The 25083-nt window shown below is 52.9% G+C and carries 19 protein-coding genes; 13 read left to right on the top strand and 6 right to left on the bottom strand.

Annotation, left to right across the window (positions count from 1 at the left end):
* Window positions 1-24: 24 nt before the first annotated feature.
* Window positions 25-1746, top strand: a complete 1722-nt coding sequence (locus MKX42_RS30185) for an AraC family transcriptional regulator (protein WP_340756923.1) — start codon at window positions 25-27, stop codon at window positions 1744-1746.
* 30 nt (window positions 1747-1776) lie between these two features.
* On the opposite strand, the gene MKX42_RS30180 is transcribed toward MKX42_RS30185, so the two are convergent.
* A complete protein-coding gene (locus MKX42_RS30180) occupies window positions 1777-2208 on the bottom strand; it encodes a hypothetical protein (RefSeq protein WP_340757893.1) in 432 nt (143 codons plus the stop codon).
* Complete coding sequence (locus MKX42_RS30175) at window positions 2208-2411, bottom strand: helix-turn-helix transcriptional regulator (protein ID WP_340756921.1); 204 nt, start codon at window positions 2409-2411, stop codon at window positions 2208-2210. The genes MKX42_RS30180 and MKX42_RS30175 overlap by 1 nt, the downstream gene beginning before the upstream one ends.
* 169 nt (window positions 2412-2580) lie before the next feature.
* Here MKX42_RS30175 and MKX42_RS30170 point away from each other — a divergent pair, with 169 nt between their 5' ends.
* The 6 genes from MKX42_RS30170 to MKX42_RS30145 all read left to right on the top strand — a co-directional run bounded on the left by MKX42_RS30170 (window position 2581) and on the right by MKX42_RS30145 (window position 10571).
* On the top strand, window positions 2581-4314 hold the full coding sequence (locus MKX42_RS30170; protein ID WP_340756920.1) for an ABC transporter ATP-binding protein: 1734 nt from the start codon (window positions 2581-2583) through the stop codon (window positions 4312-4314).
* Entirely contained in the window at window positions 4311-6065 is a 1755-nt protein-coding gene (locus MKX42_RS30165; protein WP_340756918.1) for an ABC transporter ATP-binding protein, read from the top strand. Before MKX42_RS30170 ends, MKX42_RS30165 begins: the two co-directional genes overlap by 4 nt.
* A gap of 73 nt (window positions 6066-6138) precedes the next feature.
* The gene (locus MKX42_RS30160; RefSeq protein WP_340756917.1) at window positions 6139-7686 is read left to right on the top strand and encodes a GGDEF domain-containing protein; all 1548 of its coding nucleotides are present in this window, start codon (window positions 6139-6141) and stop codon (window positions 7684-7686) included.
* Window positions 7687-7833: 147 nt separating this feature from the next.
* A complete protein-coding gene (locus MKX42_RS30155) occupies window positions 7834-8451 on the top strand; it encodes a hypothetical protein (protein WP_340756916.1) in 618 nt (205 codons plus the stop codon).
* Window positions 8452-8720: 269 nt separating this feature from the next.
* Window positions 8721-9221, top strand: coding sequence for a hypothetical protein (locus MKX42_RS30150; RefSeq protein ID WP_340756915.1), 501 nt, complete (start codon window positions 8721-8723; stop codon window positions 9219-9221).
* A 180-nt stretch (window positions 9222-9401) separates the two neighbouring features.
* Window positions 9402-10571 carry a DUF4317 domain-containing protein gene (locus MKX42_RS30145; protein WP_340756912.1) on the top strand — a complete coding sequence of 390 codons (1170 nt, stop codon included), beginning with the start codon at window positions 9402-9404 and terminating at the stop codon, window positions 10569-10571.
* Between the two features lie 90 nt (window positions 10572-10661).
* Here MKX42_RS30145 and MKX42_RS30140 read toward each other — a convergent pair whose 3' ends face one another.
* Window positions 10662-11264, bottom strand: a complete 603-nt coding sequence (locus tag MKX42_RS30140; RefSeq protein WP_340756910.1) for a DUF4304 domain-containing protein — start codon at window positions 11262-11264, stop codon at window positions 10662-10664.
* Window positions 11265-11415: 151 nt separating this feature from the next.
* Here MKX42_RS30140 and MKX42_RS30135 point away from each other — a divergent pair, with 151 nt between their 5' ends.
* Window positions 11416-12150, top strand: coding sequence for a hypothetical protein (locus MKX42_RS30135; RefSeq protein ID WP_340756908.1), 735 nt, complete (start codon window positions 11416-11418; stop codon window positions 12148-12150).
* A 277-nt stretch (window positions 12151-12427) separates the two neighbouring features.
* Window positions 12428-17155 carry an S-layer homology domain-containing protein gene (locus MKX42_RS30130; protein ID WP_340756906.1) on the top strand — a complete coding sequence of 1576 codons (4728 nt, stop codon included), beginning with the start codon at window positions 12428-12430 and terminating at the stop codon, window positions 17153-17155.
* A 180-nt stretch (window positions 17156-17335) separates the two neighbouring features.
* Here MKX42_RS30130 and MKX42_RS30125 read toward each other — a convergent pair whose 3' ends face one another.
* The 3 genes from MKX42_RS30125 to MKX42_RS30115 form a co-directional block, all read right to left on the bottom strand.
* Window positions 17336-17545, bottom strand: a complete 210-nt coding sequence (locus MKX42_RS30125; RefSeq protein ID WP_340756904.1) for a hypothetical protein — start codon at window positions 17543-17545, stop codon at window positions 17336-17338.
* Window positions 17546-17595: 50 nt separating this feature from the next.
* Window positions 17596-17775, bottom strand: a complete 180-nt coding sequence (locus MKX42_RS33515; protein WP_445669399.1) for an IS3 family transposase — start codon at window positions 17773-17775, stop codon at window positions 17596-17598.
* Between the two features lie 283 nt (window positions 17776-18058).
* A complete protein-coding gene (locus MKX42_RS30115; protein WP_340756900.1) occupies window positions 18059-19000 on the bottom strand; it encodes an AraC family transcriptional regulator in 942 nt (313 codons plus the stop codon).
* 194 nt (window positions 19001-19194) lie between these two features.
* Here MKX42_RS30115 and MKX42_RS30110 point away from each other — a divergent pair, with 194 nt between their 5' ends.
* The 4 genes from MKX42_RS30110 (at window position 19195) to MKX42_RS30095 (ending at window position 25058) form a co-directional block, all read left to right on the top strand.
* Entirely contained in the window at window positions 19195-20214 is a 1020-nt protein-coding gene (locus MKX42_RS30110; RefSeq protein WP_340756897.1) for a glycoside hydrolase family 88/105 protein, read from the top strand.
* Window positions 20215-20226: 12 nt separating this feature from the next.
* Window positions 20227-22407 (top strand): 1,3-beta-galactosyl-N-acetylhexosamine phosphorylase, encoded by a 2181-nt coding sequence (gnpA, locus tag MKX42_RS30105; protein WP_340756896.1) that lies wholly within the window; start codon window positions 20227-20229, stop codon window positions 22405-22407.
* A gap of 154 nt (window positions 22408-22561) precedes the next feature.
* A complete protein-coding gene (locus MKX42_RS30100) occupies window positions 22562-23833 on the top strand; it encodes an AraC family transcriptional regulator (protein WP_340756894.1) in 1272 nt (423 codons plus the stop codon).
* A 58-nt stretch (window positions 23834-23891) separates the two neighbouring features.
* Window positions 23892-25058: a GyrI-like domain-containing protein gene (locus MKX42_RS30095; protein WP_340756891.1), complete on the top strand. Its 1167-nt coding sequence runs from the start codon at window positions 23892-23894 to the stop codon at window positions 25056-25058.
* The last annotated feature ends 25 nt before the right edge of the window (window positions 25059-25083 follow it).

The following is a 25083-nucleotide window of genomic DNA, read 5'->3' as shown; positions in this document are numbered from 1 at the left end:
TACTGTTGTCAGGAGATGAGAGAAATGCCGCAACAAGAACAGGCAAGTCTATGGAGTGATACAGCAGTCAAGACGCTTGATGTGCGCAGTGGTACTGTGCCGCCCGGCGGTGTGCTGAGCGAAACGGAACTGGCGGCAAATCAGCTGCTGCTGGCCATTGGCGGGCAGGGAGGGCTTGTGATGAATGGTGAAGGCTGCCATGTCCAGGCCTCTTTTGCCTGTCATGCTGCCAAGGGATCAGCCTATACTCTGAGTGCGGGATCAGACAACATTCATTATACAGCTATTAGCTACAAGGCCATTCCTGTGGCGGGAGCAGCACATGTGCTCTTCCCGCAGCGCAATCACCCGCTGCGCACTTCGTTTGTGTATCATTCCGCGCCCCCGGCGGAGCTGCATATGGCGGCGGAGAGAATTGCCGCCAAATGGAGCCGGGGAGAAGGGCTGGAACGCTTCCATGCCAATGCGCTGCTACAAGGCATGCTCTACGAGCTTATTATGGAGCATGAACGCGGTCAGGGCGGCAGAGAGCCGGATATGGTGGAGGTTGTTGCCGCCTATATCGAGGGGCATTATCGTCAGGAGCTGGGGCTTAAGGAGCTGGCCGCGCTGGCCGGATGCGGCGTGCGGCAGCTCCAGCGGCGGTTCAAGCAGGAGAAGCGGCTCGGCCCGATGGAATACGTAATCCGGCTGCGGATGGAGAATGCAGAGCGGATGCTGCGTTATACGGATGCTCCCATCGGGGAGATCGCTGAGCGGACAGGCTACCGCGACATGTATTATTTCAGCAGGGCATTCAAGAAGCATTATGGAGTCCCTCCGCAGCTCTTCAGGCGTACTGCCGCTTTAGATTCCGGTGCGGTTACCGTTCCTGCGGAATTGCCGGATCGTTTGGCCTTCCCGCACGGATCACCACAGGGTCCGGTGATCCGCCATCTGCGGGGCGAATATCGTGTCACCGCTGCTCCGCGGCGGATCGCCGTGCTTGACGTCCAATATGCTGACCATTTGCATGCGCTGGGGATATCCCCCGCAGGAAGTGTAGGCTTCGGAAGCGGGGCGCTGAATTTCCCTCCGTATTTCCGGGAGAGATTGATGGCAACGGAAATGCTCGGCACCTATGAGTACCCGGACCTGCTGGCTGTAGAACGGCTGCGCCCGGATCTGATTATCTGCACCGAGGTGCATGCTCCGCACTATGAACGCTTAAGCCGGGTGGCGCCGGCGATCATGTTCAAGCGCAATGAGAGCTGGCAGACCATTCTGAAGCTATTCGGCGAACTGACAGGCAAGCAGGCGGAGGCAGATCGCATTATTGCCGATTACCTGCGCCGTACGGAACTGCTGTCCGCAGAGCTTGCTCCGGTACTCGCGGGTAAAAGCGTGGCGCTGATCCGTCCGCGCGAGTCCATCGTCCGGGTACACACGGCTTCTCACCGCACAGGTGCTGTACTGTACCGCGACCTTGGTCTGCCTGCCCCGTTATTTGTGGCGGACACCGCCTCCGACACGGCCTATCATATTTCCGTGGACAGACTTCCGGCTGTGCATGCTAACTACTACTTTTTGCTTAGCAACGAGAGAATGCAGGGAGGAATATCAATGACAGAACAAAGCGTGAGAGGCATGCTGGGTACAGACCAGCAGCGTATATACCCGGTAGATGCGGCTACCTGGATCGGCTGCTATGGACCTACAGGCATCAATTGTATCGTGGATCAGGTCGCCCGGGCGTTGCTGGCTTGAGCGGATCACGACAGTCAGAACGGTCGCCGCTCACATCTCCCGATCATACTTGAACCGGTAATAGATGCCGTATCCAATCGTGAACAGGTAGGCGAATACCAGTAACAGCACAACGGTGAGTTCAGTTTCCATTAAGGCAAGAGCCAGCATTAAAGCCCCGAATACAAAAACCATCATGTCATAGGCCTTCGCCTTCGCCCGGGTTGCAATGGCGATATTGCGTTCATCGTGCTTGTTAATCTCAACCTGCTTGGCTGCGGCAGGGTTACTCTTCATCGCTTGCCGGCTCATGAGCTCTCCCATGCCACTTCCGAACATGCCGGAAGCAAGCCCGATACAGACATAGGGCAGTGTCCGCATTAACCCCTCCGGGTCTGAATTGGTTCTAATAAGGTACAGACTGCCTGCCAGCAGGACTACACCTGCAATAACCAGAAGATAAGCGGTGGCGGATTTCTTCATCAATTCTCTTCCTCCTCATAAATAAAAATCTCCTCAATGCTCAGCCCGAAATACCGGGCGATCTTGAACGCCAGCAGGATGGACGGATTATAGCGGCCGTTCTCCAGTGAACCAATCGTTTGCCTGGACACCTCAAGCGCCGCTGCTAATTCCTCCTGCCTGATTCCGCGCTGCTTGCGTAACTCTTCCAAATGGTTGTTCATGGAATCACTCTCTTCATGGAAAGTTAACTTTACATGGAGAGTGTATCGCATGATGATCCAAATGTAAAGTTAACTTTCCACTATTAGATAAATGGAGAGTTGGTCACTCCCCATATACGAACATCCGTGCTACAATATTCCTTGTGAATATATGGAAGGGGGTGGAGCGGTGACTGCAAGACGCTGGGTGATGACGTTCATACGGATGCACAAGCTGGTGTTTGTATGCGGTTTCTTTGTGACTACTTTAATGACTCTGGTGAACCTGATGTATCCGTTCCTGGGCGGACGGCTGATTGATATCGCTTTTTATGAACAGGATCTGAATGCTTTCCTGAAGCTATGCCTGATCTATGCCGGAATTCTCCTGTTCAATCAGTTTATTGTGGCGACGCTGAACAATCTGATCTCCTCCCAGATGATGACGGGGTTCGTGTTCGATATCCGGCGGGCGCTATTCCGCAAAATTCTGCATCAAAAGGGGAAGGACCTCTCGGGGATGTACAGCGGCGACCTGATCAGCCGGATAAACCGCGATGCCAAGGACATTATGAATCTCCTCTTCTGGAGCGGACTGTGGGGGTATTCCAATCTGCTGCATATCGTGTTCGCCGTGGGCTTCATGTTCTATTATCATGTCCTGCTGGGAGTGTTCACGGTGGTGCTGGTGCCTGTCGTGTTCTTGGCCTCGAAATACTTTAAGCAACGGGCGCTTAGAGTTAACCGGGATCTGGCAGAGGAGCAGGGGAGGCTGTCCTCGTACTTATTTGAAATTGTGGCCAATATGCGGGAGATCAAGCTGCTGAATGCCGGAAGGCTGGTAACCCGTACCTATCTTAGGCGGACAGTCTCTATCCATCACAAGAATGTGGACAATGGAAGAATCGAGGTAACCACCGAGCGGGTGAACGCATTCATCACGCTTGCCGCACAGCTGCTGCTGTTCATCATCTGCGCCCGGTTGATCGTGAAGGGGCAGATGCAGTTAGGTGTTTTTGTGGCTGCCGCCAGCTATTTCAATATGGCGGTGACTTACTTCAGCTCGATCAATAGCAAGATTAGCGATACCTGGGGCCAAAATGTATCTTTGCAGCGTGTTGCGGAGCTTCTGAATGAAGAGGAAGAGGACTATAGAGAAGGCCTTCTGCCCACACTGATTACAGAGGGGACGATTGAATTTTGCAATGTCAGCTTCGGATATACGGAGGAGAGACGGGTGCTGGACGGGTTCAATCTCCGTGTGGAGGGAGGGAGCACTGTGGGCATTGCCGGAAGGAGCGGAGCCGGGAAAACAACGCTCGGAAGCCTGCTCTGTAGCCTCTATCCCATTGACGGCGGTGAGCTTCTGATCGATGGCCGCAACGTGAACGAATATAACCTGCACAGCTTGCGGAGTCAGGTGGGCGTGGTTCATCAGGAAACGGTTCTGTACGATAACACGCTGCGGTATAATCTCTCTTTTACGAATAATCGTGATCAGGACAGTCTGCTACTCGAAGCACTTAAGAGAGCTGCGCTGCATGAGCTGGTCCTGAATCTCCCGGACGGGCTGGACACGGTGCTGGGGACTTCCGGGCAGGAATTATCGGGTGGCCAAAAGCAGCGTCTGGCTATTGCGCGAATCCTGGTCAAGAATCCGAAAATTCTGGTCTTCGATGAAGCGACTTCGTCCCTCGACAGCAAGAATGAGGCGTTGATCCGGCAGATGACCAGTGAGCTTGCTCAAGACCGGACGCTGATCATCATCGCCCATCGGTTGTCCACGCTTAGAGGCTGTGACCGGATTGCAGTGCTGGAGGATGGCCGGGTCACAGGCTACGATACTCACGATGTATTGATCAGAAGCAACAAAACGTACATAGATCTATTTAGCGAACAGTCTGCAGGAGGCGAAGCGGTATGACCATGACAAGATGGGCCGCCTATAAGGCGCTGACTCAGGGGATTGAAGGTGTCCATAAGCCGCTGCTGGCGCTCGCGCTGTTCAAGCTGTGGAATCTGGTCTGCGGACTTCTTCCGTTATTCCTGTACTCCCTGCTCGTCAATCGTGTGCTGGTAGAGGCGCATATGGATGTGCTATGGCCGGTTATCGCGGGGTATCTGGGAGTATTCCTGCTTACGACGGCCGGGATTGCGGTCAGCAAGCGCTACTCCAACCAGCTGCTCCTGAAGTATGACCTCAGGCTTAAGCGCAAGCTGCTGAATAGAGTGAGCAGCCTGGATTATGAGGAGTATAGCAGGTACAGTGTTGGTGATCTAAAAAGCCGGATCGAGCAAGATTCAGCTGCAGCCGGACGGTTCTTTACGGTTCATCTGTTAGATTTCAGCTATGCTGTCCTGTATGCTGCTGCGCTGGCTGGGATTCTTGTAAGCTATGACTGGCGGATTGCCCTCCTAAGCTTCGTCTTCGTTCCGGTCTCCCTGCTGACGGTGAATCTCCTGGGCGAGAAGACGAGGAAGGCGGGGGAGGAGCTATGGAGGCTGCAGAACGGGTACGAATCTTTTTTATATGGAAGTCTGCAGAACTGGAAGGATATTAAGACCAATAATCTGGAGGAGGCCCAGCTGGAGGAATTGAACGGGCATTATGCAGCTATCCGTCCGGTGTGGTTCCGCAGCCAGCTCTATCAGCATTTGGGCGTTACTTATTCGTTCTTCACCAAGAACTTCATTACCCAACTGTTCATCTACTTCATTGGCGGACTCTTCGTAATTAAAGGCTACTCGGAGGTCGGTGTGTTGCTGGTGTTCATCAGCTTCTACGGGCAGTTCTTCGGGTTCATCGAGACCATCAGCAATGGCCTGATGAATTACAAGAATGATTCGGTGAATATCAGTAAAGTGATCGGATTGTTGCGTGCAGAAGCGGACCAGCGGCCTTACAAGGGCATAAGCGGACAGGAGATTGAGGTTCAGAATTTGCAGTTCCGCTATGAGGGGACGAAGGCCTTCGCACTGGAGGGAATTTCGTTCTCGGTGGGGAAGGGGGAGCATCTAGCCATTGTAGGGCAGAGCGGAAGCGGCAAGTCAACGCTTGCCAGGCTGCTGACCGGACAGATGAAGCCCCAGGGCGGGAGCGTCCGCATCGGCGGCACGGATCTGCATGAGGTGAACAGCGGGAGTGTGGCCGCCAAGGTAAGCATCGTGGTGCAGGAGCCTGTTCTGTTCAATATGACGATCCGGGAGAACCTGCTGCTGGCGGGAGACGGGGCAACGGAAGCAGAGCTGATAGCCTGCTGCCGCAGCGCCAATATCTTTGACTTCATTACATCGCTCGAGCAAGGACTGGATACGGTTATCGGGGAGAAGGGGATGAAGCTCTCCGGGGGCCAGAAGCAGCGGCTGTCGATTGCGCGGGCGCTGCTGCAGAAGCGGGACATTATTATTTTCGATGAAAGTACAAGCGCCCTGGACCCTGAGAATGAGAGCGGCATTAGGAATGAGCTGAAGCGTCTGTCTGCCGGCACAACCATGATCTCGATCGCGCACCGCCTCTCTACAATTCAAGACTGTGACAAGGTGCTGGTTCTGCAAGCCGGTAAGGTGGCAGCCTGCGATACCCATGCTAACCTGCGTGGCCGGAATGAAGCCTATGATCTGCTGTTCCGCAGCCAATACGCCGCCTTAACCCATACCACAGAACTTGTTCATTGACGGCGTCTCCGCCCGGTAATATATTAAAATTAAGATTAACTATGTCCGTGACAGACTGTAGAGGAGAAGAGAAATGAGCCCGACCCATGTGTGGATACCTGTCGTATTTTATTGGCTGCCGATGCTCTTCTTTTTCTACATGGGAATGGATGTGCTGCTGCGCAACCCGCGGAAGATTGAACATCGTCTGGTAAGCGCTACAATTCTGTGCTATTTCCTGCTGTTCCTGGAGGAGTACATCCGGTATATGCTGCCGATTGAATATAGTCCGGTGTTGGCTGCGGTCTGGTTCGCCAATGTCGGTATCCTCATTCCAGGGCTTGGCTTCCATCTGATTGCACGGTTGATTGGCCTACATAAGCGGATGTCCCGGCCGTGGTACCCCTATCTGTTCCATATCCTAACGCTGGCGATCCCGGCGGGACTCATTGGTCAACGTTCCTATACCTCCGTCCAACTGTTCATGGTATCCGGGGTCTGGAAATGGCCGATAGCCAATGCAGCCTACTACGGGACCTTAACGGCAAGTCTGCTGCTTAGCTTCATCCCCATCGTCATGCTGCGAAGTAGGCGCAAGTGGAGTGCCGCCGATCCTGATTATCAGGAGCATGGCGGTATCTTCAAGCTGCTGGAGCACGGCTCCTGGGTGACGTTCCTCTGGGTCGCTGTGTTCGGCTATTTCCGCTTCAATGAAGTGCTGCCGCCTTATACGTATATCTACGGAGGACTGATCTGGTGCTTCGTGCTGCGCCTGTCCATGCAGAGGTATGAGTTCCTTAATCATGCGGGACAGCGCTACAAGAAAATGTTCCAAATCAATTCACAGGCGGCGCTGCTCGTCTCGTTGTCAGGCAGCATTAAGGAAGCGAATCCGAGTGCCGGTAAGATGTTTGGCCGTCTGACCCTGGGGAAGGCTAACCTTACCGATCTGGGCGGTGCAGAGATTGTGGCGAAGCTTAAGGCGCAGGACGATATCGGTGAGCTGGAGATGGTGCTTCGTAACGGGGATAGTCCGGTTGAGGTGATGATTAACGGAGATTACGTGACCGTGGATCATGAGATCCATGCTGTGCTGCTCATCCGGGACATCCGGCTGCGCAATCAGCATGTGCGGCAGATTGCCTTCATGGCCTATCATGATCCGCTTACAGGGCTGCCGAACCGCAGGCAGTTCTACGACAAATTGGAGGAGATTCTTGCGGAAGCAGAGCGCAGTGGCGGAGAAGTAGCCATCCTGCTGCTCGACCTCGACCGGTTCAAGCAGGTGAACGACCGCTGGGGTCATGAGGCCGGAGACCAGATGTTATGCAAGGTAGCGGGCATGATCCATCAGCTGGTTCAGCCGGACGGGCTGGCGGCCCGCTTCGGCGGCGACGAATTCGTGCTGTTCTGCCCCGTGGGTGGGGACGGGCTGACCGCCGCAGAGCTGGAGCACCGGCTGCTGACGTCGGCTGCACAGGTCACGCTGGATTATGAAGGCGAAGAGCTGAAGATCGATATGAGCATCGGCATCAGCTTGTATCCGCAGGACGGAACGGCTCCGGATGCTCTTTTGCGCCAAGCCGACAAGCGGATGTATGCGATCAAGCGGGGAGAGACGGAGGGAAATCATGAGATTTGAGATTGGCGGGGGGAAGGATTTAATTGAGGAGACTGTGCGGCAATTCCTGTCTGATAAGGCAAGGGTCCTTGATATCGAGAGCACCCCGCTGCATTCGGATTAACAGGCGATAGTTGGATATGGTTATTGTGTAGTAGATATGTTTTGATGTCGGAGTGGCCTTTTCTGTTCAATGGCAGAAAAGGCTTTTTAGCATTCGCAGAAAATAAAAACATGGAATTTTTGTGTGAATTATTAAGCAGCGATAAATTACTGGATACCCTCGTTGATAACGGGCTGATCTTGCCTGAGGGAGTAGAACAGAATGAATACACTGAGAATGCTGTGAAAACAATCGTTTCGGACATTGTGCGGGGAGTAGTAAATGAGGACCACATCCCATATAATTATACAGAACTAGCGGAGTTGGCTAGGAGGATTCTCGATGTCTCTTCCTCAAAAAGCTCTGCTAAAGCCAGCTATTCATTAATAAATAGCACAGTGATAGGATCATGGTCAAACAGCTATACCGGATATAATTGTTATGGATATTCTATTGGTGTGCATGTATTCCAAAATCCAGGCTATCATTCAGGTCAGGGTTTCAGTATGAGTTTACCTATAGCTAGTATGGCGGATTTAGTAGTTGATGATTTGAATACTCTTGGATATTGGGGTTATAAAACAACCACTAAACCTTCGCCACTAGCTAATTATCAAAAAGTAGTTGCTAAATCCTTTAAGATGGAATTATTCGTCCCCAGGATATACCACCTGGACAAATGAATATTCTGTAAATAATATAAGTAACCCAGGGAACATAACATACGATAGCTCTATTTATTATATTATTTATTGGGCAAAAAACGGTCCTGGGCCCCAGCCTAACAAGATGGAGCCTGCAATCTGATCTTAATTTTCTAAATTGAATAGAGGAGGTGCTGAATATAAGATTTAACAAAATCAAAGGTGGCAGATTAAGGTGGGGATTTATCTGCGTAGTCCTTACTCTGGCACTGATTGGTACCGGGTGCTCGCTCAATACGGAGGAAAAAGTGAAGGAACTGAATGCTGTTGATGTGCCTGCTGACGAAATAGTTGATATATCCTGGAATGCTGGGTGGTCGCCAGCAATCAGCGTAACTCCAGGTATTCTGTTTGAGCTGCGTGGCAGTGATGATGTTATCTATGAATTATCTGGAGATACTGCTTACTTATGTGTTGATGCTGGGGGGAAGCTTGAAAGCCTTAGCAAAGGAGGAAACACTAAGAAATCCGGGGAACGCTTCTACTGGAACTACCTCTACGGAGACCCGCAGATACAGCCTGCCGATGTTGAAGATTCATGGATCAGCATTATCCGCAAGGAGGAAAATTATCGCACCGGATGGGTCTTAATTAAGATATCTTCAGGAACAGACAAGACAGTAGAGAGTGAGAATGGATTGTTCAAAGCTGAAGTTATGGCAAGTCTGGAATTTCCCCAACAGGCTGGTAATTACCAGGTAATCTCGGATAAGAATCTACTGGACCTTGAAGCCGCCTACAAAAAATGAATAGAACTGATAAATGAAACCCCTTCGCCGGAAGGGGGTTTATTATCACCAACGTTGAGAATTCACCTTCATTGAGGTGAGGAGAAAAATCGGAATTTTTACTGCATGGAGAACGTACGTGCTATAATTAAGGAGGCTACTGCCTAACCAATCAATTACTTAGGAGCTGTGTCACAACCCATGATCAAGAAAGAAGCCGCACATATACGCAAGCAGTTCAAGATGGACCATGATCAGCTGAATCTGTACGATATTCTGAATGTCTATATTATGAAAGAAACGAACGAAATCTACCACTTCGAGCGCCAGCCGTTCGCCATGCTGGAACGCGAGAAGCAGGAGCTGTATATGAGCAACTTCCGCAAGCTGCTGACGGGCGAGCTGGACCAGAAGCTGTTCGAGCTGAAGTTCCTGGAGGAAGCGGAGGAGCCGTCGCAGGTGATGCTGCACCAGGGGCTGATAACCGGTGACCCGGAGGAGTGGCAGGACCTGATGCTCATGCTGGTGGACAAAATGCTGGTGGATGCCAAGTATGAGAAGGATGCCGTAGTCACGTTCGTGCGGGGGCAATACTTCCGGCCGACCAAGGCGCGTAATGACGAAGCTGAGGAGACCGGCAAGGACGAGGTATTCGCGCATCCGTTCATTCTGTGCAGCGTGAATTCCACGGAGCAGCAGCGCAAGACGCTTCTGTTCGATTATGTGGAGCGGGAATTCAAATATAATATCATGGTTGATCCCATCATCAAGCTCAGCACGCCGGAGCAGGGCTTCTTCTACCCGAGTGTGACGGACAACTATTCGGATATCAACCGTGTGCTCTATTGCACAGGGAGTTCGAATAACCCGAATGCGCAATTTATCGAGCAGGTTCTCAATGCGGAGCGGTCGGTGACGGCGCTGGAGGAACGGTCTATTTTTGAGGACATCGTGAAGGAAGTGGCGGGCGAACAGATCGATGTGGCGACCATTGCCCAGGTGTACGAGGAGATTCATCAAGTGATTGAGGACAACGCGGAAGAGGAAGAGCCGCCGAGACTTGATTACCGAGATGTGGAGCGTGTGCTGAAGGCCAGCGGCGTGGAGGATGTGACGGCGGAGAAGGTGGAGCGCGCGTTCGAGACCATTGTGGACAATAAGCACTATGAGCTGAAGGCCAGCAGTGTCATCCCGAAGTTCACCTCCAAGTCGATCAAGATCGATACGAAGGTCGCTTCCATCACGATCAGCCCGCAGGACCTGAGATATGTACGGCAGGTGAATTACCAGGGCAAGCGCTGCATCATGATTGAGATTGATGAGGATGCGGTGATCGAAGGCTTCACGCTGCTGACGGAGAACTTATCCTAACCTGAACAGATGTATATTGAAAAAGGGCTATCCCGATGTCTCCTTACGAGAGCGGGAAGCCCTTTTTTGTGAAGGTGTAGGGTGGGTGCGCTAGGAAGGGCTTCCGTATTTCTCCCAGACCGCTGCATACTTCTTCTCCAAGATCGCCCAGCGCTTCTCAGCGCCGTATTTCGCTTGGAGCTGCTTCAGATATTGCTCCGCAGTCTCTGTATCCCCTGTATCCAGCAGGAACCCGAAGGTCTCCTCACTTAAATGCAGTGCTATCCGCGGCATATAGTATTCAATAATGGCCCTGGCATCGGTTAGGGTGTACATGAATTGGAGACCCTGATCCAAGTGGAGCAGCAGGTCTGCCGTGAACTTGTCCACATCTACCTCCGGCGTCAGGAAGTAGCGTTCCGGGGCGGCGGGGACGATGTTCCCGATCCGGGTATAGAAGTGAGCCAAGCCCAGAGACTTAGCAGGCCTATATTGCGCAAGCTCTTCGGAATTAATACTGTAATTCACATAGAAGCTGAGCTCCTTGTGTGTATTGTACTTGTATTTCTGGATATTGATTTTATAGCTGAGCTGGCCTTCTGTTTTGTAGAAATTCAGATCCTTTGTACGATAGCCCTGTGCGGAGAAAAAAGGTTTGACGTCCTGCTTGATGATCTGCGTGAACAATTCCTTCATATTTAACAATTCATTCATAGTAAGTAAATCCTCCTTCACCTGGGTTAATTAGAGACTGCATTTATAACATGTCGGCTGACAGCTATAACTGTACTATAAACAGGATCGCCTCAAATGACTTCATTCTGGGTAAATATAGGATAGGAGACAGGAAAGGAGAATGCAGGTAGTGATGAAGAATGTTAAGATTCTATTGTTTTTCTTTGGGTTTGCGGCTGTGATGGTGCTGCTGTTTGGATGGGGGCTGCCGGTAGTTTTTCAATTTTTTCTACATAACGATTACATAAGAAGTCTGACGTTGCTGGTTGTGTTCAGTATTATAGTGTTAGTCAAAAGGTTGAATTGGTCCGCTTATTTAGTCTTTGCTGTCGCCCTCTTCTCGTTCTTGGGCATGATGATCGACACCGCCGGGAACCCCGTAACCAACAAGCCGCTGGAATGGATCGTCTCACCTATAGGTCAATTGCAGCTGAACCAAGATGTTAATAATTATGCGCCAGGCCAGTACGTCATTTCGGATAACCTCGCCGTTCTGAAGCCAGGTGGGAAGGTGGTCACGTTAAGTACCATATGGTTATACCTGTACCGTTTGGCCCAGTATATGGTGCTCTATTCGCTTGTAGGTACTTTGCTCGCAGCAGTCCGGGGGAGTAAGCCGGAGCGCTGGCCGGAGCCTGCCGCGGCTGTAGACGAGACGTTGACGCCGGAGATGGAGCAGCGGGTAGCGGCTGAACTGAAGCGCCGGGAAGCAGCAAGCACTACACTGAAGGTCGTTCCCGAAGAGGTCCAGGAGCATGTCCGGCAGTTAAAAAAGGATGGACAGCTCATTCTAGCCATCAAGCTGGTCCGCCAGCATACCGATATGTCCCTTGGTGAAGCCAAGCGGTATGTGGAAGAAATGTAGAGGAGATTTATCAGCCCGTTCTGTTCAATCGGCAGAGCGGGCTTTTTTGCGCGTATGGTAACGCATCCAAATCCAGCTAAAAAATATAATGATATATTTTAAATTTTAGTATAGTGTTTTTGAGGGTTTATGGCGAATTTTGTCGAATCCAATGTGGAGAATTACATTCTGCTCATAGGAGGGCACTTTTACTAACGGGTTGAAGGCTGATTAACGGATAAATTGGACGGCACATTTAGTGGACATAAGGGGACCTGTGTATGAAAAGACCGTTGTTATGGAAAAAAGCTCGATTTTCATTCTTATATTATTGCTGATATTCCCGAATATGAGCATTGCCGGAGCACAGGCTTCGGCGGATACTTTGACTGTTGCATCGGCGGTGGCAGAGAACCTGGATACGAATCTGAACAGTGTTATCTATGCGGGCGGAACTTATACCGCAGTAGGAGAGGGCGGGAGAATTGTACAATCGGCAGATGGGATGAGCTGGAGCAAGATTAGCACCCCGTCATCTAATGCCAAGATTTCTTGGAGGAGTATTGCATTTACTTCAAGTACTTATGTAGCGGTAGGTGTAGATTATTCAAACTCCACTGCAAAGGCTAAGGTCATTGTCTCTACGGACGGAGGCGGAACCTGGAGTGATAAATCCTCATCTGTAAATGCTGATATCCTGCAAAAGGTGCGTTACATCAACGGAACATTTTATGCAGCCGGCGGCAGATGGAGTGCCACTAATCGGGCGCAAGACCTGGGCGTTATCTATTCTTCTGCAGACGGACAGAATTGGAGCCAGTGGAGTACGGTTCCGGCGCTCTGGCCAGCCCAATCGACCACCAGTAGTCCTTTTTTCCTAACAGACATTATTACTTTCAATGGAAAATATGTGATTACGGGCAATGTATTCGCCTCTTATGCCCACTCGGGTGACGGGTCAAGCTGGACTTCTGCATTCTTGGGCGGAACGTTTGGACTGGATGCATTAGCTGTGTACAACGGTAAGCTCTATGTATCGAAAAACTGGGAGAACGGTTATGTAAGCAGCGATGGAATGACCTTTGCCGCAGACTCTTCTTATGATAATATGCTTGGCGTTGTGCAGACGGGATCATTACTCTACCGATATGGCAGGGAAGGTAAAATGTATACTTCGTCCAATAGTGGAGGGGCGTGGACAGCGGCGGAGTCCGTAACGAATCATACCATTATATCGGCCGCTTCGAACGGTCCAGGAATGGTTCTGATAACCAAGTCATCACATAGTCTTGTCGTGACGTCTGATCAGACCCACTGGGTCAGGTTCGGCGGGAACTTACAAGGAAGCGCGTATAATGGAAGCAAGTGGGAGATTGTTGGAAACGTTCTTTCAAACGCGGGTTCGGAGGTTCAGGATAGTATATTCATGTCCTCTTCAAGCGGCTGGGATCAGTTGAGTGTGTCTAACCACCTGCTGCCTAAGCTGGGATTCGCTGAAATTGCCTATGGAAACAATGTTTTCGTTGCAGCGGGGAGGATGCTGGGTATCTCTGGAGATGGAGAGAATTGGACGGTTACCGCTCTTCCAGCCGGAGCTGCCGGTCTTGTAAAAGGATTAGCTTATGGCACTAATGGTTTTGTTGCTGTGACTTCCAATAATGTTCTCCAATCTGCTGATGGAGTCTCATGGGCTGTTGTAGCAACCTTAAGCGGAGCTTCATTCAATCATGTGAAGGTTGTGAACGGGGTTTATGTGGCTTTTGGTGATGGGGGGATCTGGGCTTCTACGAATGGAACAAGCTGGAGCTCACTTGACTCATTGAAGGATTACGAGCCCTCCAGCGACTTCGCTTTCTATGATATTACTTATGCAAATGGAAAATATGCCGTTATGGCTACGAATGGCAATGATGGAACCCCGCAGCTGCTGGAGACAAGCGGTGTGTTAAGCGGCAGCTCTGTCTGGACGAAGCACGGGATTGATCCAGACTCGGCCTGGACGGAGCTGCATTCCATAGATTATGGTAACGGGTATTATGTTGCTGCGGGTATAGTGTACAACGATCAGGATTCCCATGTGGTTTATTCTTCCAAAGACCTGGTTACCTGGACCCAATATGATGAGCAGGCGCTGGGAGTCAGCGGAAAGGGATTAAACCAGGTTAGGTTCCAGAATGATAAATTCTATATTGTAGGTAACGACAATACAAGAATTGTACTGGACAGTGGAGTGGGGGCAACGCCGGAAGCAACCCCGGCAGCTGTCATTGACTATACTGCTGAGCAACTGACTGGCCTGACACCAGGCGGTGCGTATACCGTGAACGGTCAGCCTGTAACGGCAGACAGCAGCGGTAAGCTGGCTATAGCTGGCAGCTGGCTGGGAACACCCTTAAGCATCGTGAAAAAGGGAGACGGTTCAGCGACTACAGACAGCGTGGCGCAGACGCTGAATGTTCCGTCCCGCCCGGCAGCGCCTGCGGGTGTAGCGGCAACGGATGAGACCGCGATTCAAGCGAAGGACGGCACGCTCACGAATGTGACTACTGCGATGGAATACAGAAAAGCTACAGCAGGCGCATGGACAGATGTTACAGGCACCACCGTCACAGACCTTGCACCAGGCGTCTATGAAGTCCGCACGAAGGCGACAGCAACTGCCTTCACCTCAGCTTCGGCGCCATTGACGGTAACGTCATTCGCGGCAACGGCGGAAGTGACGCCTATTGGTATCATTGATTATGCCGCTGAGCTACTAACGGGACTGATACCGAACGCTTTATACACCGTGAACGGCTCGGCGATAACGACGACAGCAGACGGGGCGCTGGTTATAGACAGCAGCTGGCTGGGAAGTGTGCTGAATATCGTGAAGACGGGTAACGGGGTAACTACCACCGATAGTGCTGCGCAAGTAATAAGTGTTCCCGTGCGTCAGGCCGCTCCAGTCGGAGTGAGTGTAACGGATGTGACCTATAACGGAGCCAATGACGGAACACTGCAGAATTTGACCGTCCAGATGGAATACCGGATTGGGGACGCAGACGCTTGGACAGAAGTAACAGACACTACAATTACCGGTCTTGCACCAGGCACGTACTATGTGCGGGTGAAGGCTACGTCAACGGACTTTGCTTCTGCTATTGCTCAGGTGATGGTGCATGACTCGGATGCCATGATCCCGGCGGCTCCAGAAGTGGTGGCGGATGATCTGAACAATACGATTGCGGGCCTGAACACCAGCATGGAATTCTCCGTGGATGAGGGACCTTTCGTACGTTATGACGGAACGAACCTGCCGGACCTCAGCGGCGAGCATACTGTGAAGGTACGGGTTGCGGCCAGCGGATCAGTTCCGGCAGGACCGGCAACTACGCTGACTTTTACAACAAATGTCTTGATCCCTGCCGGGGACTTGGCTGTGAGTGCCAGTGATCCGAGCGGTGCAGAGAGGAACGGCTATACACAAATCAAGGTTACGCCTGCACCGGCGGATGGACATAAGCTGCTGTCTAAGAATTTTGGTGCTGGCAGCATCATCGTGCCGAATGTGGGAGAGCTCCTGACCGGATACACGCTTGTAGGCAGTGAAGGGCTGATTCCGGCAGCCGATGGGGATACGCTTGGGATTGCTGAGGTAGATGCTGACGGCAAGGTGGTAAAATACGGCAGCGTCATTGCAGTAGTTGCGATGACTACTCCGGTAACACCAACTCCCGATCCGGTCAGCCCGGGCAGCGGGACCCCTTCCGGGAATCCGGCCAGTACGGTTACCGATGTGATTGTCCTTGTGAATGGCAAGGAGGAGAACGCGGGCAAAGCAACGACCACGACCTCCGGTAACGTTAGAACGACGACCATCGCGGTAGATCCGGCCAGATTGCAGGCCAAGCTGGATGCTGAGGGGAATGGGGCTGTAGTAACTATTCCGATGATGCTGGATTCGAATGTGATTGTCGGCGAATTGAGCGGCCAGATGATCAAGAATATGGAGAATGTGGCGGCTACCCTGGTGCTTCAGACCAGCAAGGGAAGCTATACGTTGCCTGCATCCGAGATTAACATCGGCGCATTGGCCGCAAGATTAGGCAACGGGGTTAAGCTTGAGGATATTACACTGAGAATTACCATTGGTGAGGCTTCGGCCGCCATGAACCAGGTAGTTAGCGCTGCGGCAGGCAGAGGCGGTCTCACCCTTGCAGCGCCTATCCTGGATTTCACAGTTACTGCTTCTTCCGGGGCCACAACAGTAGAGTTGAACCGGTTCAATGCTTATGTATCGCGGACCGTGGCGCTTCCGCAGGGGGTGAACCCGAATCGGCTTACCACGGGTATCGTTGTCGATCCGGATGGAACGGTGCGTCATGTACCGACCAGAATCATTCAGAAGGATGGTAAATATTACACAGAGATCCACAGTCTGACGAACAGCACCTATTCGGTGGTCTGGCATCCGCTGACGTTCGCGGATGTGGAGAAGCATTGGGCGAAGAATGCAGTGAATGACATGGGCTCCCGTCTGGTCATTAACGGGGTGAACGAATCCACGTTCAACCCGAACGCTGACATCACCCGGGCAGAATTCGCAGCAATCATTGTACGCGGTCTGGGCCTGAAGCTTGGAGAGGAAGCTGCGAAGTTCGCAGATGTTCCGGCGAATAGCTGGTATGCAGCAGCAGTTGGGACAGCGTCCGGGGCGGGGCTGATTACCGGCTTCGAGGATGGAACCTTCCGTCCCGGAGACCGGATCACACGTGAGCAGGCCATGAACATCCTCGCCAAGGCGATGAAGCTGACCGGTCTCGCAGAACAGACCGGCACAGTGAACACCGCAGGCGTGCTTGCAGGCTTCACGGATGCAAGCCGCACGGGAGCCTGGGCGAAGGACAGCCTGGCGCTCGCAGCCTCCGCCGGCTTAATCACCGGCCGCGGCGGCAATAAGCTGGAGGCACAGGCTAACGTCACCCGCGCAGAAGTGGCGGTGCTGATTCAGCGTCTGCTCCAGAAGTCGAAGCTGATTGACTAACGGATTAGACTAAGATACTCGAATCAGAAAAAGCGGATTCAGGCATTGAGCTGAATTCGCTTTTTTTGACCGATGAAGTTTAGGGTTTGGCGTATAGCCAATTAGGATAAGGATCGATCTGGACCTTGGATAACCTGTGGGGAGGGAGATAGCAGGATGGCGGGCGGAAGCAGTTGGATTTTATACACTTGCTGCAGAGCGGATGAGTACTACAGGGACAGTAGTTGGATAAATGATACTTAATGGATCACTATTCAGCGAAATTGGCACAATCCCAAGAATTAGTTGCTGTTTATCCACCTGTTTGCGTACAATCCCCGGAAAGCGATAAATTAAGATACGTTTGTCCACTTGCTGGTTGAACGGAGCGGCAGGAGGCTGGCCCCCCAAGAAAGTAAGTCCCTCCTAGCGCCAGTCCTCTTCACCATCTTTCTTCACCGTCAGTCCTCGGCAGGTCGATTCGCCAGGGGGGAGTAGGACGAGCGTAAACCAAGCTCCTTCATGAACTTGCCTATGGTCCGTTCGCTGATAATGTAGCCTTCTTCTCTTAAGAGAAGGGTGATTCTGGGACTGCCGAATTGGCCCTGGTTAGCTTCGAAAAGGGCGGTGATCCGTGTCAGCAGCAGGGCCTTGCGCTTCGCCTGGTTGCTGACCTCGGCGTTTCTCCATTTGTAGAATCCGCTTCGTGAGACTTCAAGCACCTTACACATCTTCTCTACAGGGAACTCGGAGCGGTGATCTTCAATGAACTGGAACCGCAGTGACTTGGACAGCGGGTGCTCAGGCAGGCGCTCTTGCAGGCGGGCAAGCTCCTCATCAGTTGATGACACCGGCTCTGTCGAATCATACCTTCGATCTGCGTTCTTCATGGGAAAGACCTCCTAGTTACGTTCAGTATGGGGCTCACACCCACCCCGTGAACTCCAGAATACTCGCCTTCGCCGACTGCGCCTCCGACTGCGCGCCCTTGCGCCAGTCCTTGGGGGAGACGCCCATCAGCTTGGAGAAGCAGCGGTTGAAGCTGGAGATGGAGTGAAAGCCGACCTTCTCCGAGATCTCCAGAATGGAATCCTCGGTGCTCTTCAGCTGCTTGCAGGCTTCCTCAATCCGGGTGCTGCTCAGGAAATCGAGGGGGGCGGTGCCCATGATGTCATGGAATTTGCGGCGGAAGTGGGTGGTGCTTAAGTGGCATAGCTCGGCCAGATCATTAATGGTCATCGGCGTCATATAGTTCCTGGTGATATACTCCAGCGCAGGGGAGATCACGAAATCGCCCTTCAGGCTATGCCCGGCCTCCTGGCCGCTCAAGGCTTCGTTCGTAGAATGGATACGAACCAGCTCAATGTACAGGGACAGCAATAAGCCGTACGCACTCTCCTGATAATAAGGCTTCTGCTGCTGCAATTCGAGGACGATGGAGGTAGCCAGCGTATAGACGAGGGGGTGCTTGTCCCTGCTCAGAATACAGTTCGCGCCCTGCACTGCCCAGAGATTCGGCTCGAAGCCGGCGTAGGCGCTCTTGAAGGAATGCTGAAACAGATCCTCCGGCGAGAAAAACAGATAGGACCACAGACTGGCCTCTCCCGGAGAGCTGTATGTCGTGTGGGGCAGATACCGCGGCAGGAAGGTCACATCCCCGGCGGCAAAAGGCACGTTCTCGCCCTTAATCTCCATAATCCCGCTATCTGAATAGCAGATCCCGATCTCCAGGTGGTTGTGGAAATGCAGGTGCTCGCTCTTGATATCGGAGATCCTCCAGCGTTCGCCGCTGAGCAGCAGGACAGGGAAATGGATCGGCAGGCTGTAGTGGCGGTACTCAATGACAGGCTTCTTTTTTCTGGGCATCTTCAGCAGCTCCTGTCCTTCTTGCGTTAGAATAGGAATGAAGAATAAAGGGTCGAAATTGCGCAGTTTTGATGTGAATGTGCTTAGATGTAGAACATTTTACTGCTTACAATAGATTCTGTAAAGCGCTTGCAAGCGGATGGACGGATGATAGCTGCCTTCAGAGACGCAGGGAACAGGAGAGGGGAATACACATGCTTCAAGTTCAATATAACCGGGAAGAAATCTTAAGCGTAATCGATAAGGTTGCAAGGAAGACACTGGCGATGGATTTAACGTGGGAGTGGCCTTGCGGTGTTGCGTATTACGGGGTGTCCAGAGCCTACCAGACGACGGGGAACCAGGACTACCTGGACCAGCTGGTGAAGTGGGTAGATGAATATATTGAGCTGGGACTGCCCGCCTTTACGGTCAACACCTGTGCGATGGGCCATATGCTGATCACATTGTATGAGGAGACGGGGGACCAGAAGTACTGGGATATTGTGTTGAGTAAAATCGGCTATATCCGGGGGAGCGCGCTGCGGTTCGGGGATCAGGTGCTGCAGCATACAGTTTCGGTATCCAATGACTTCCCGGAGCAGGCCTGGGCGGATACGCTGTTCATGGCGGCGTTCTTCCTGCTGCGTGTGGGCAGCAAGCTGGAGGATCAGGAGCTGATCCAGGACGCGCTTAACCAGTATTACTGGCATATCAAATACTTGCAGGACCCAAGCGCCGGCCTCTGGTTCCACGGCTATAACCATGTGAAGCAGGACCATATGTCCGGGCTGTACTGGGGCCGGGCGAACGCCTGGGGAGCCTATACCATGTCGCAGGTGAAGCCGCTGCTTAAGGAGTGGTATCTGTACCCGCAGTGTATGGATGTGGAGTGCTCGCTGCGGGATCAGCTGGCGGCGCTGAAGCTGGTGCAGACGGAGAACGGCCTGTGGCGCACGCTGCTGGACGATGAGGAGTCCTATGAAGAGGTGTCGGCGTCCTGCGGGATCGCGGCGGCCATGGTGAATAACGGCAATCCGCTGCATACCAAATATGTGCAAAAGGCCCTGAAGGGCATTCTGGAGAACATCACGGAAGACGGACGTGTATTGAACGTATCGGGTGGCACCGCCGTCATGAAGGACCGTGAAGGGTACCGCCATATTCCCAAGGACTGGACTCAGGGCTGGGGCCAGGGCCTCGCGCTTGCGTTCCTGTCGGATCTGCTCAAATAGGAGGAATTTACGTTGCCGACACTATCTACAGGCTCCACAGGAGCTTTTACCCTGCCGGGGGAAGCCGGTTATGAAGCACTGACCCTGAAGCTTGCCGAACGCTGGGGGGCCGATGTCATTCGTGACAGTGACGGTACACAGCTGTCGGAAGAGATTATCAGTGCCGGTTACGGCATCTATTCGACCCTGTGTATCATCCGCGACCATAACGCTTGGGCGTCGAGGAACCCGGACAAGCTGCAGCAGACCTTCCTGATTACAAGTCCGAAGGTGGCTGTGCAGGATTACATATCGATTTATCTGCTGGAGGATTTCTTCGCGGAGCAATTCAGGGTGAATGATTCCCGTGAGGCGTTCAAGTACTGGCAGGTGTACGACCGGACAACCGGGAAGGAGGTGCCGGGGGAGCAGTGGAATTACGACCGGGAGTCCGGCAATGTGGTGCTAACCGGCATTACGCCTTGGCATAAATATACCGTCAGCTTCATGGCCTACCGGATCTGGGAAGAGATCTCTATGTACAACCACACGACGAATCACTGGGATAAAGAGCATCTGATGCAGATCGATCCGATGTATAAGGAGACCCGGCAGTACCTGCTGGACTGGATGGAGGACTGGTGCGGGGAGCATCAGGCGACGACCGTGGTCCGGTTCACCTCCCTGTTCTACAATTTCGCCTGGATCTGGGGCAGCAGCGGGCGGAACCGCCATCTGTTCTCAGACTGGGGGTCCTACGACTTCACGGTGAGCGCCCGGGGACTGGATCTGTTCGCAGAGCAATACGGCTATTCGCTGAGCGCAGAGGATTTCGTGAACGGCGGCAAATACCGAGTCGGTCATATTCCGGCGGAGCAGCGTAAGCTCGACTATATGGCTTTTATCAACGATTTCGTCATCGGGTTCGGCAAGCAGTTAATTGACATTGTTCATAAGCACGGCAAGCTGGCCTATGTCTTCTATGATGACAGCTGGGTGGGCGCTGAGCCCTACAATGACCGCTTCGGGGAGTTCGGCTTCGACGGGATGATCAAATGCGTGTTCTCGGGCTATGAAGCCAGACTCTGTTCAGGGGTGAAGGTGGAGACGCATGAGATCCGGCTGCATCCGTATCTGTTCCCGGTTGGCCTGGGCGGCGCACCCACCTTCATGGAAGGAGGCAATCCCACACTCGATGCGAAGCAATACTGGATTAACATCCGGCGTGCCCTCCTGCGTGAGCCGATCGACCGGATTGGCCTGGGCGGCTATCTGCATCTGGTCGAGCCTTACCCGGATTTCTGTGCATACATTGAGAAGATTGCGGATGAATTCAGGGAGATCAAGGAGCTGCACCGGCAGGGGCAGCCGTATCACATCAAGACTAAGGTAGCTGTTCTGCACTCGTGGGGCAAGCTGCGGTCGTGGACCCTCTCCGGCCACTTCCATGAGACGTATATGCATGATCTGATTCATATCAATGAGGCCTTGTCCGGCTTGCCGGTGGAGGTGCAGTTCATCGACTTCGGGGATGTCCGCCAGGGTGCCTTGCAGGATGTGGATGTGGTGATCAATGCAGGCAGCGCCGGTTCAGCGTGGAGCGGCGGGGATCACTGGAAGGACAGCCAGGCGGTGGACGCCTTGACAGAGTGGGTGTATAAGGGCGGCACATTGATCGGGGTGAATCAGCCTTCCGCCGTGGACGGCTATGATCATTACTTCCGGCTGGCGCATGTTCTCGGGGTGGATGAGGACACCGGCGCCAGGGTAGCGCATGGCAAATGGGCTTATGAGGTTCAGCCGGTGCAGGGTTTGGTGCCGGATGGCGTCAGCCTCACGCCGAAGAACGGGGTCTATCTGACCGGCGGGGCTGCTGCGGTGGTCTGTGAGGCAGAGGGCAAGCTGGCCCTGACTGTGAATAGCTTCGGAAAAGGGAAGGGCATCTACCTGCCGTCCTTTGCCTTCACCTGGGAGAATACCCGCCTGCTGCTGAATTTGATCCGCTATGCCGGCAATGAGCTGGAGGAGAACCGCTACCTCCCGGATAATCTCTACACCGAGTGTGCGTATTATCCGCAGAGCAAGCGACTGGTTGTGATTAACAATAGCGACCAGCCGCAGCAGACCACCATCGAGACGGACTACGGTCCGCAGGTTATAGAGCTGGAAGCTTTTGATACGGTGATTCGGGTGATTGGGGAAACGAATGACTAAGATCCGTTGAACCTTTAGAGTTAAGTATGTATAATAATGGTAACCAATCCCGCCACGCCTCTTCATAATGCGTACCAAGGCGGGATTTTTTTTTGCAACCGCAGCCGTGACAATCTATGTGAAAATGCATGCTGTACTTCCCGGAGGAATACCTATGCCAGGGTCCGCCCGCTTCAGACAATCTATCGCCTTCATCGAGGAGCACCTGCATGAGGGGATTCCGCTTGAACAAGCTGCACAGGCCGGATTCACCTCGCTGATGCAGCTATACCGTGACTTCTATACTTACACCGGACACTCGGTCAAAGAGTACATCCGCAAGCGCAGGCTCTCGGTGGCGCTCGGGATGATCAGGAGCTCACAGCGTCCGCTTGCCGAGATTGCATACGCCTGCGGCTACAGCTCCCAGCAAGCCTTATGCAAGTATGTGAAATCAGCCACAGGCTTAACCCCGCTAGCCTATCAAAAAAGTACCGCCTGCTATTTCTTCCCCAGATTCGACAGTGAAGGCGTCCGGCAGGTAACCGTCAGCACAGAGATCTTTCCTGCAACCATACATATGAAATTCTATTCAACCAGGCACGGCGGCATTGAACAGCAAGCGCTGGAATCGCTATATGTTCTTCTCCCAGCCTACCGGGGCAGACTCTTCGGGCGAGACGGGCAGCCGCAGGACGGTTTGTTCTGTTATGAGCTTGCGGTGGAGCATGACCCAGCCTTGCTGCACAGCTTAACCGGAAGTATCTTCCGGGAGCTTGTGGTTGTCCCGGAACGCAGCTTAACCTGTGCCAAGCTGGCGGTCCGAAGCGATGAGGCTGAGATCGGACTGGCCTGGGACTATCTGGTTCTGAAGTGGCTGAGGACCAGCATGTTCGAGCAGAGTGAGGAGCGCTACGGGGAAGAGTACATCCGCAAGGGCTGCGAGGTGAAGAAGCTGATTCTGTATGTGCCGGTAAGGAAGCGGACGGATTATGACAAGATTAGTGTGAGCTTCAGTGCAGGCTTTGAATTTCTGGCTGCGTCCAGTGAAGGGGAGCAGGCGGAAGAGGCGGCGGCGGCAGCTGTGATGAATTATTGCGCAAGGTATCATCCTGAGGTACTAAGAACGGCAAGCATGTTCTGCGTCATCCAGCACGGCGGCCGCTATACCTGCGGAGTCCGGCTGGAACGGGGGCAAGCGATAGCGCTGGCCGGAGATAGCGGCCTTCAGATTCTGCAGGCTCCCGAAGGCAGGTATGCGGTGCTTGAGAGCAGCAGATATGGGGACCGGGGAATGTTTATCGCGCTTTTGGAGAGCTGGGTACAGGAGATTGGATGGAGCAGGGAGGGTGCACTTGCTTTTACAACCTATGAGACAGTAGCCCCGGGCCGCCCGGATGCCATAACCATGAGCGTGTGGATGAAGCTGAAAGATGTTAAGAAGTGATAATATTTACGAACCGCAAGCTACTATACTTGAGCTTAACCAGGAGAGGAGCTGACCTATGAATCTGAGTAAGCAAGCAATGCCGCAGCAAGCAGCTGAAGGCTATAGTCCCCGTGTGAAGCCGGTAATCCTGAGAATGGTGGAGGAGCTGAAGCAGATGGAGATGTTAAGTGAGATTCATGTAGAGCAGGTTACGGAGCTGTGCAGCATTGTGGACAGGCCGGAAATGAAGGTTGTGGGGATTGCGCTGCCGATATCGTATGAGAGCCGGGGCTATGGCGGGTATTATGATTCCGGGCAGGCGGGCGGTACGATTAATGATTACTTTTATACGAAAAAGCTGGCGGCAGAAGGAGAGATTGCACTGCTCTCCAGTCTGATAGAGCACCAAATTAAGGGCCGGGAGATCGTCACAGTACGCACCGAGGTTCAGGGGGATGGCAACTACAAAGTGATTGTGGGCATGGAGGTGAGCGGCTTCGAGGGGCTGCCTGCGCATTTGCCGGAGTATACGGAGACGCTGACAGTACCCGCTTGCCGGTATGCCAAGGTTCTGATCAATGAATCGAAAAGCGCCGGGCGGACCGGCTACGAGGAACGGATGCACGCCGATGAATATTTCGTGGGTGAATTCCGCAAGGATACGGGTTATGTCTATAATCCCGCCGGCCTCAGCTTCAATACATATGACCAGTCCGGTGATATTCTTACCAAATACGAACCAGTGATCCTTCCGGCAAATACGGCCGAACAGTTCAGTTCCCTTCGCTTCAAGCCGGTGACGCTGCCGGAGATGAAGATTGCCTGCAGCATGACGCTGCCGGAGGATGAAGAGTTTGTGATTACCAAATATTTTGGCGTGCAGGATCAGGTGTTCGCCACCGGGGCAGCGCGGTATTACCTGCATGACTATTACGGATTCCCGGTGAACAGCGGGGAAGAGGGGAAGGTGAATTCCTGCTTTGGCACAAGAGTCAGCAGCTTCGATGGCCTTCCTGATAGTGTGGAGAAGGTGACGGTGCCCGGGGGCATCTATCTGCATATTACCCAGCTTGAGGTGAATGGCGATAATCCGGGCATCCCGTACGATGCCGCGTTCAATCATTTGGAGGAGCTGTACCTTAGCGCCCACCCTGAGTATACGCGCGATTGGAGCAGGCACGTGATTGCCCGGTTCCGCCAGGCGAACTGTGCCTCTGTCTTCGTACCGCTTGCTGCTGAATAACTTGGCCGGGGACCGGCGGGGAGAT

Source organism: Paenibacillus sp. FSL R7-0204 (genome assembly GCF_038002225.1).
Lineage (GTDB): Bacteria > Bacillota > Bacilli > Paenibacillales > Paenibacillaceae > Paenibacillus_AQ.
Note: the sequence above shows the minus strand (reverse complement) of the source record. Positions and strands in the feature narration are given on the sequence as shown.

What these genes read in the sequence shown, in the direction of transcription:
- MKX42_RS30185 (WP_340756923.1), top strand. Translation starts at nt 25, where the DNA reads ATGCCGCAACAAGAACAGGCAAGTCTATGGAGTGATACAGCAGTCAAG.
- MKX42_RS30180 (WP_340757893.1), bottom strand. Translation starts at nt 2,208, where the DNA reads ATGAAGAAATCCGCCACCGCTTATCTTCTGGTTATTGCAGGTGTAGTC.
- MKX42_RS30175 (WP_340756921.1), bottom strand. Translation starts at nt 2,411, where the DNA reads ATGAACAACCATTTGGAAGAGTTACGCAAGCAGCGCGGAATCAGGCAG.
- MKX42_RS30165 (WP_340756918.1), top strand. Translation starts at nt 4,311, where the DNA reads ATGACCATGACAAGATGGGCCGCCTATAAGGCGCTGACTCAGGGGATT.
- MKX42_RS30160 (WP_340756917.1), top strand. Translation starts at nt 6,139, where the DNA reads ATGAGCCCGACCCATGTGTGGATACCTGTCGTATTTTATTGGCTGCCG.
- MKX42_RS30155 (WP_340756916.1), top strand. Translation starts at nt 7,834, where the DNA reads ATGTCGGAGTGGCCTTTTCTGTTCAATGGCAGAAAAGGCTTTTTAGCA.
- MKX42_RS30145 (WP_340756912.1), top strand. Translation starts at nt 9,402, where the DNA reads ATGATCAAGAAAGAAGCCGCACATATACGCAAGCAGTTCAAGATGGAC.
- MKX42_RS30140 (WP_340756910.1), bottom strand. Translation starts at nt 11,264, where the DNA reads ATGAATGAATTGTTAAATATGAAGGAATTGTTCACGCAGATCATCAAG.
- MKX42_RS30130 (WP_340756906.1), top strand. Translation starts at nt 12,428, where the DNA reads ATGGAAAAAAGCTCGATTTTCATTCTTATATTATTGCTGATATTCCCG.
- MKX42_RS30115 (WP_340756900.1), bottom strand. Translation starts at nt 19,000, where the DNA reads ATGCCCAGAAAAAAGAAGCCTGTCATTGAGTACCGCCACTACAGCCTG.
- MKX42_RS30110 (WP_340756897.1), top strand. Translation starts at nt 19,195, where the DNA reads ATGCTTCAAGTTCAATATAACCGGGAAGAAATCTTAAGCGTAATCGAT.
- MKX42_RS30100 (WP_340756894.1), top strand. Translation starts at nt 22,562, where the DNA reads ATGCCAGGGTCCGCCCGCTTCAGACAATCTATCGCCTTCATCGAGGAG.
- MKX42_RS30095 (WP_340756891.1), top strand. Translation starts at nt 23,892, where the DNA reads ATGAATCTGAGTAAGCAAGCAATGCCGCAGCAAGCAGCTGAAGGCTAT.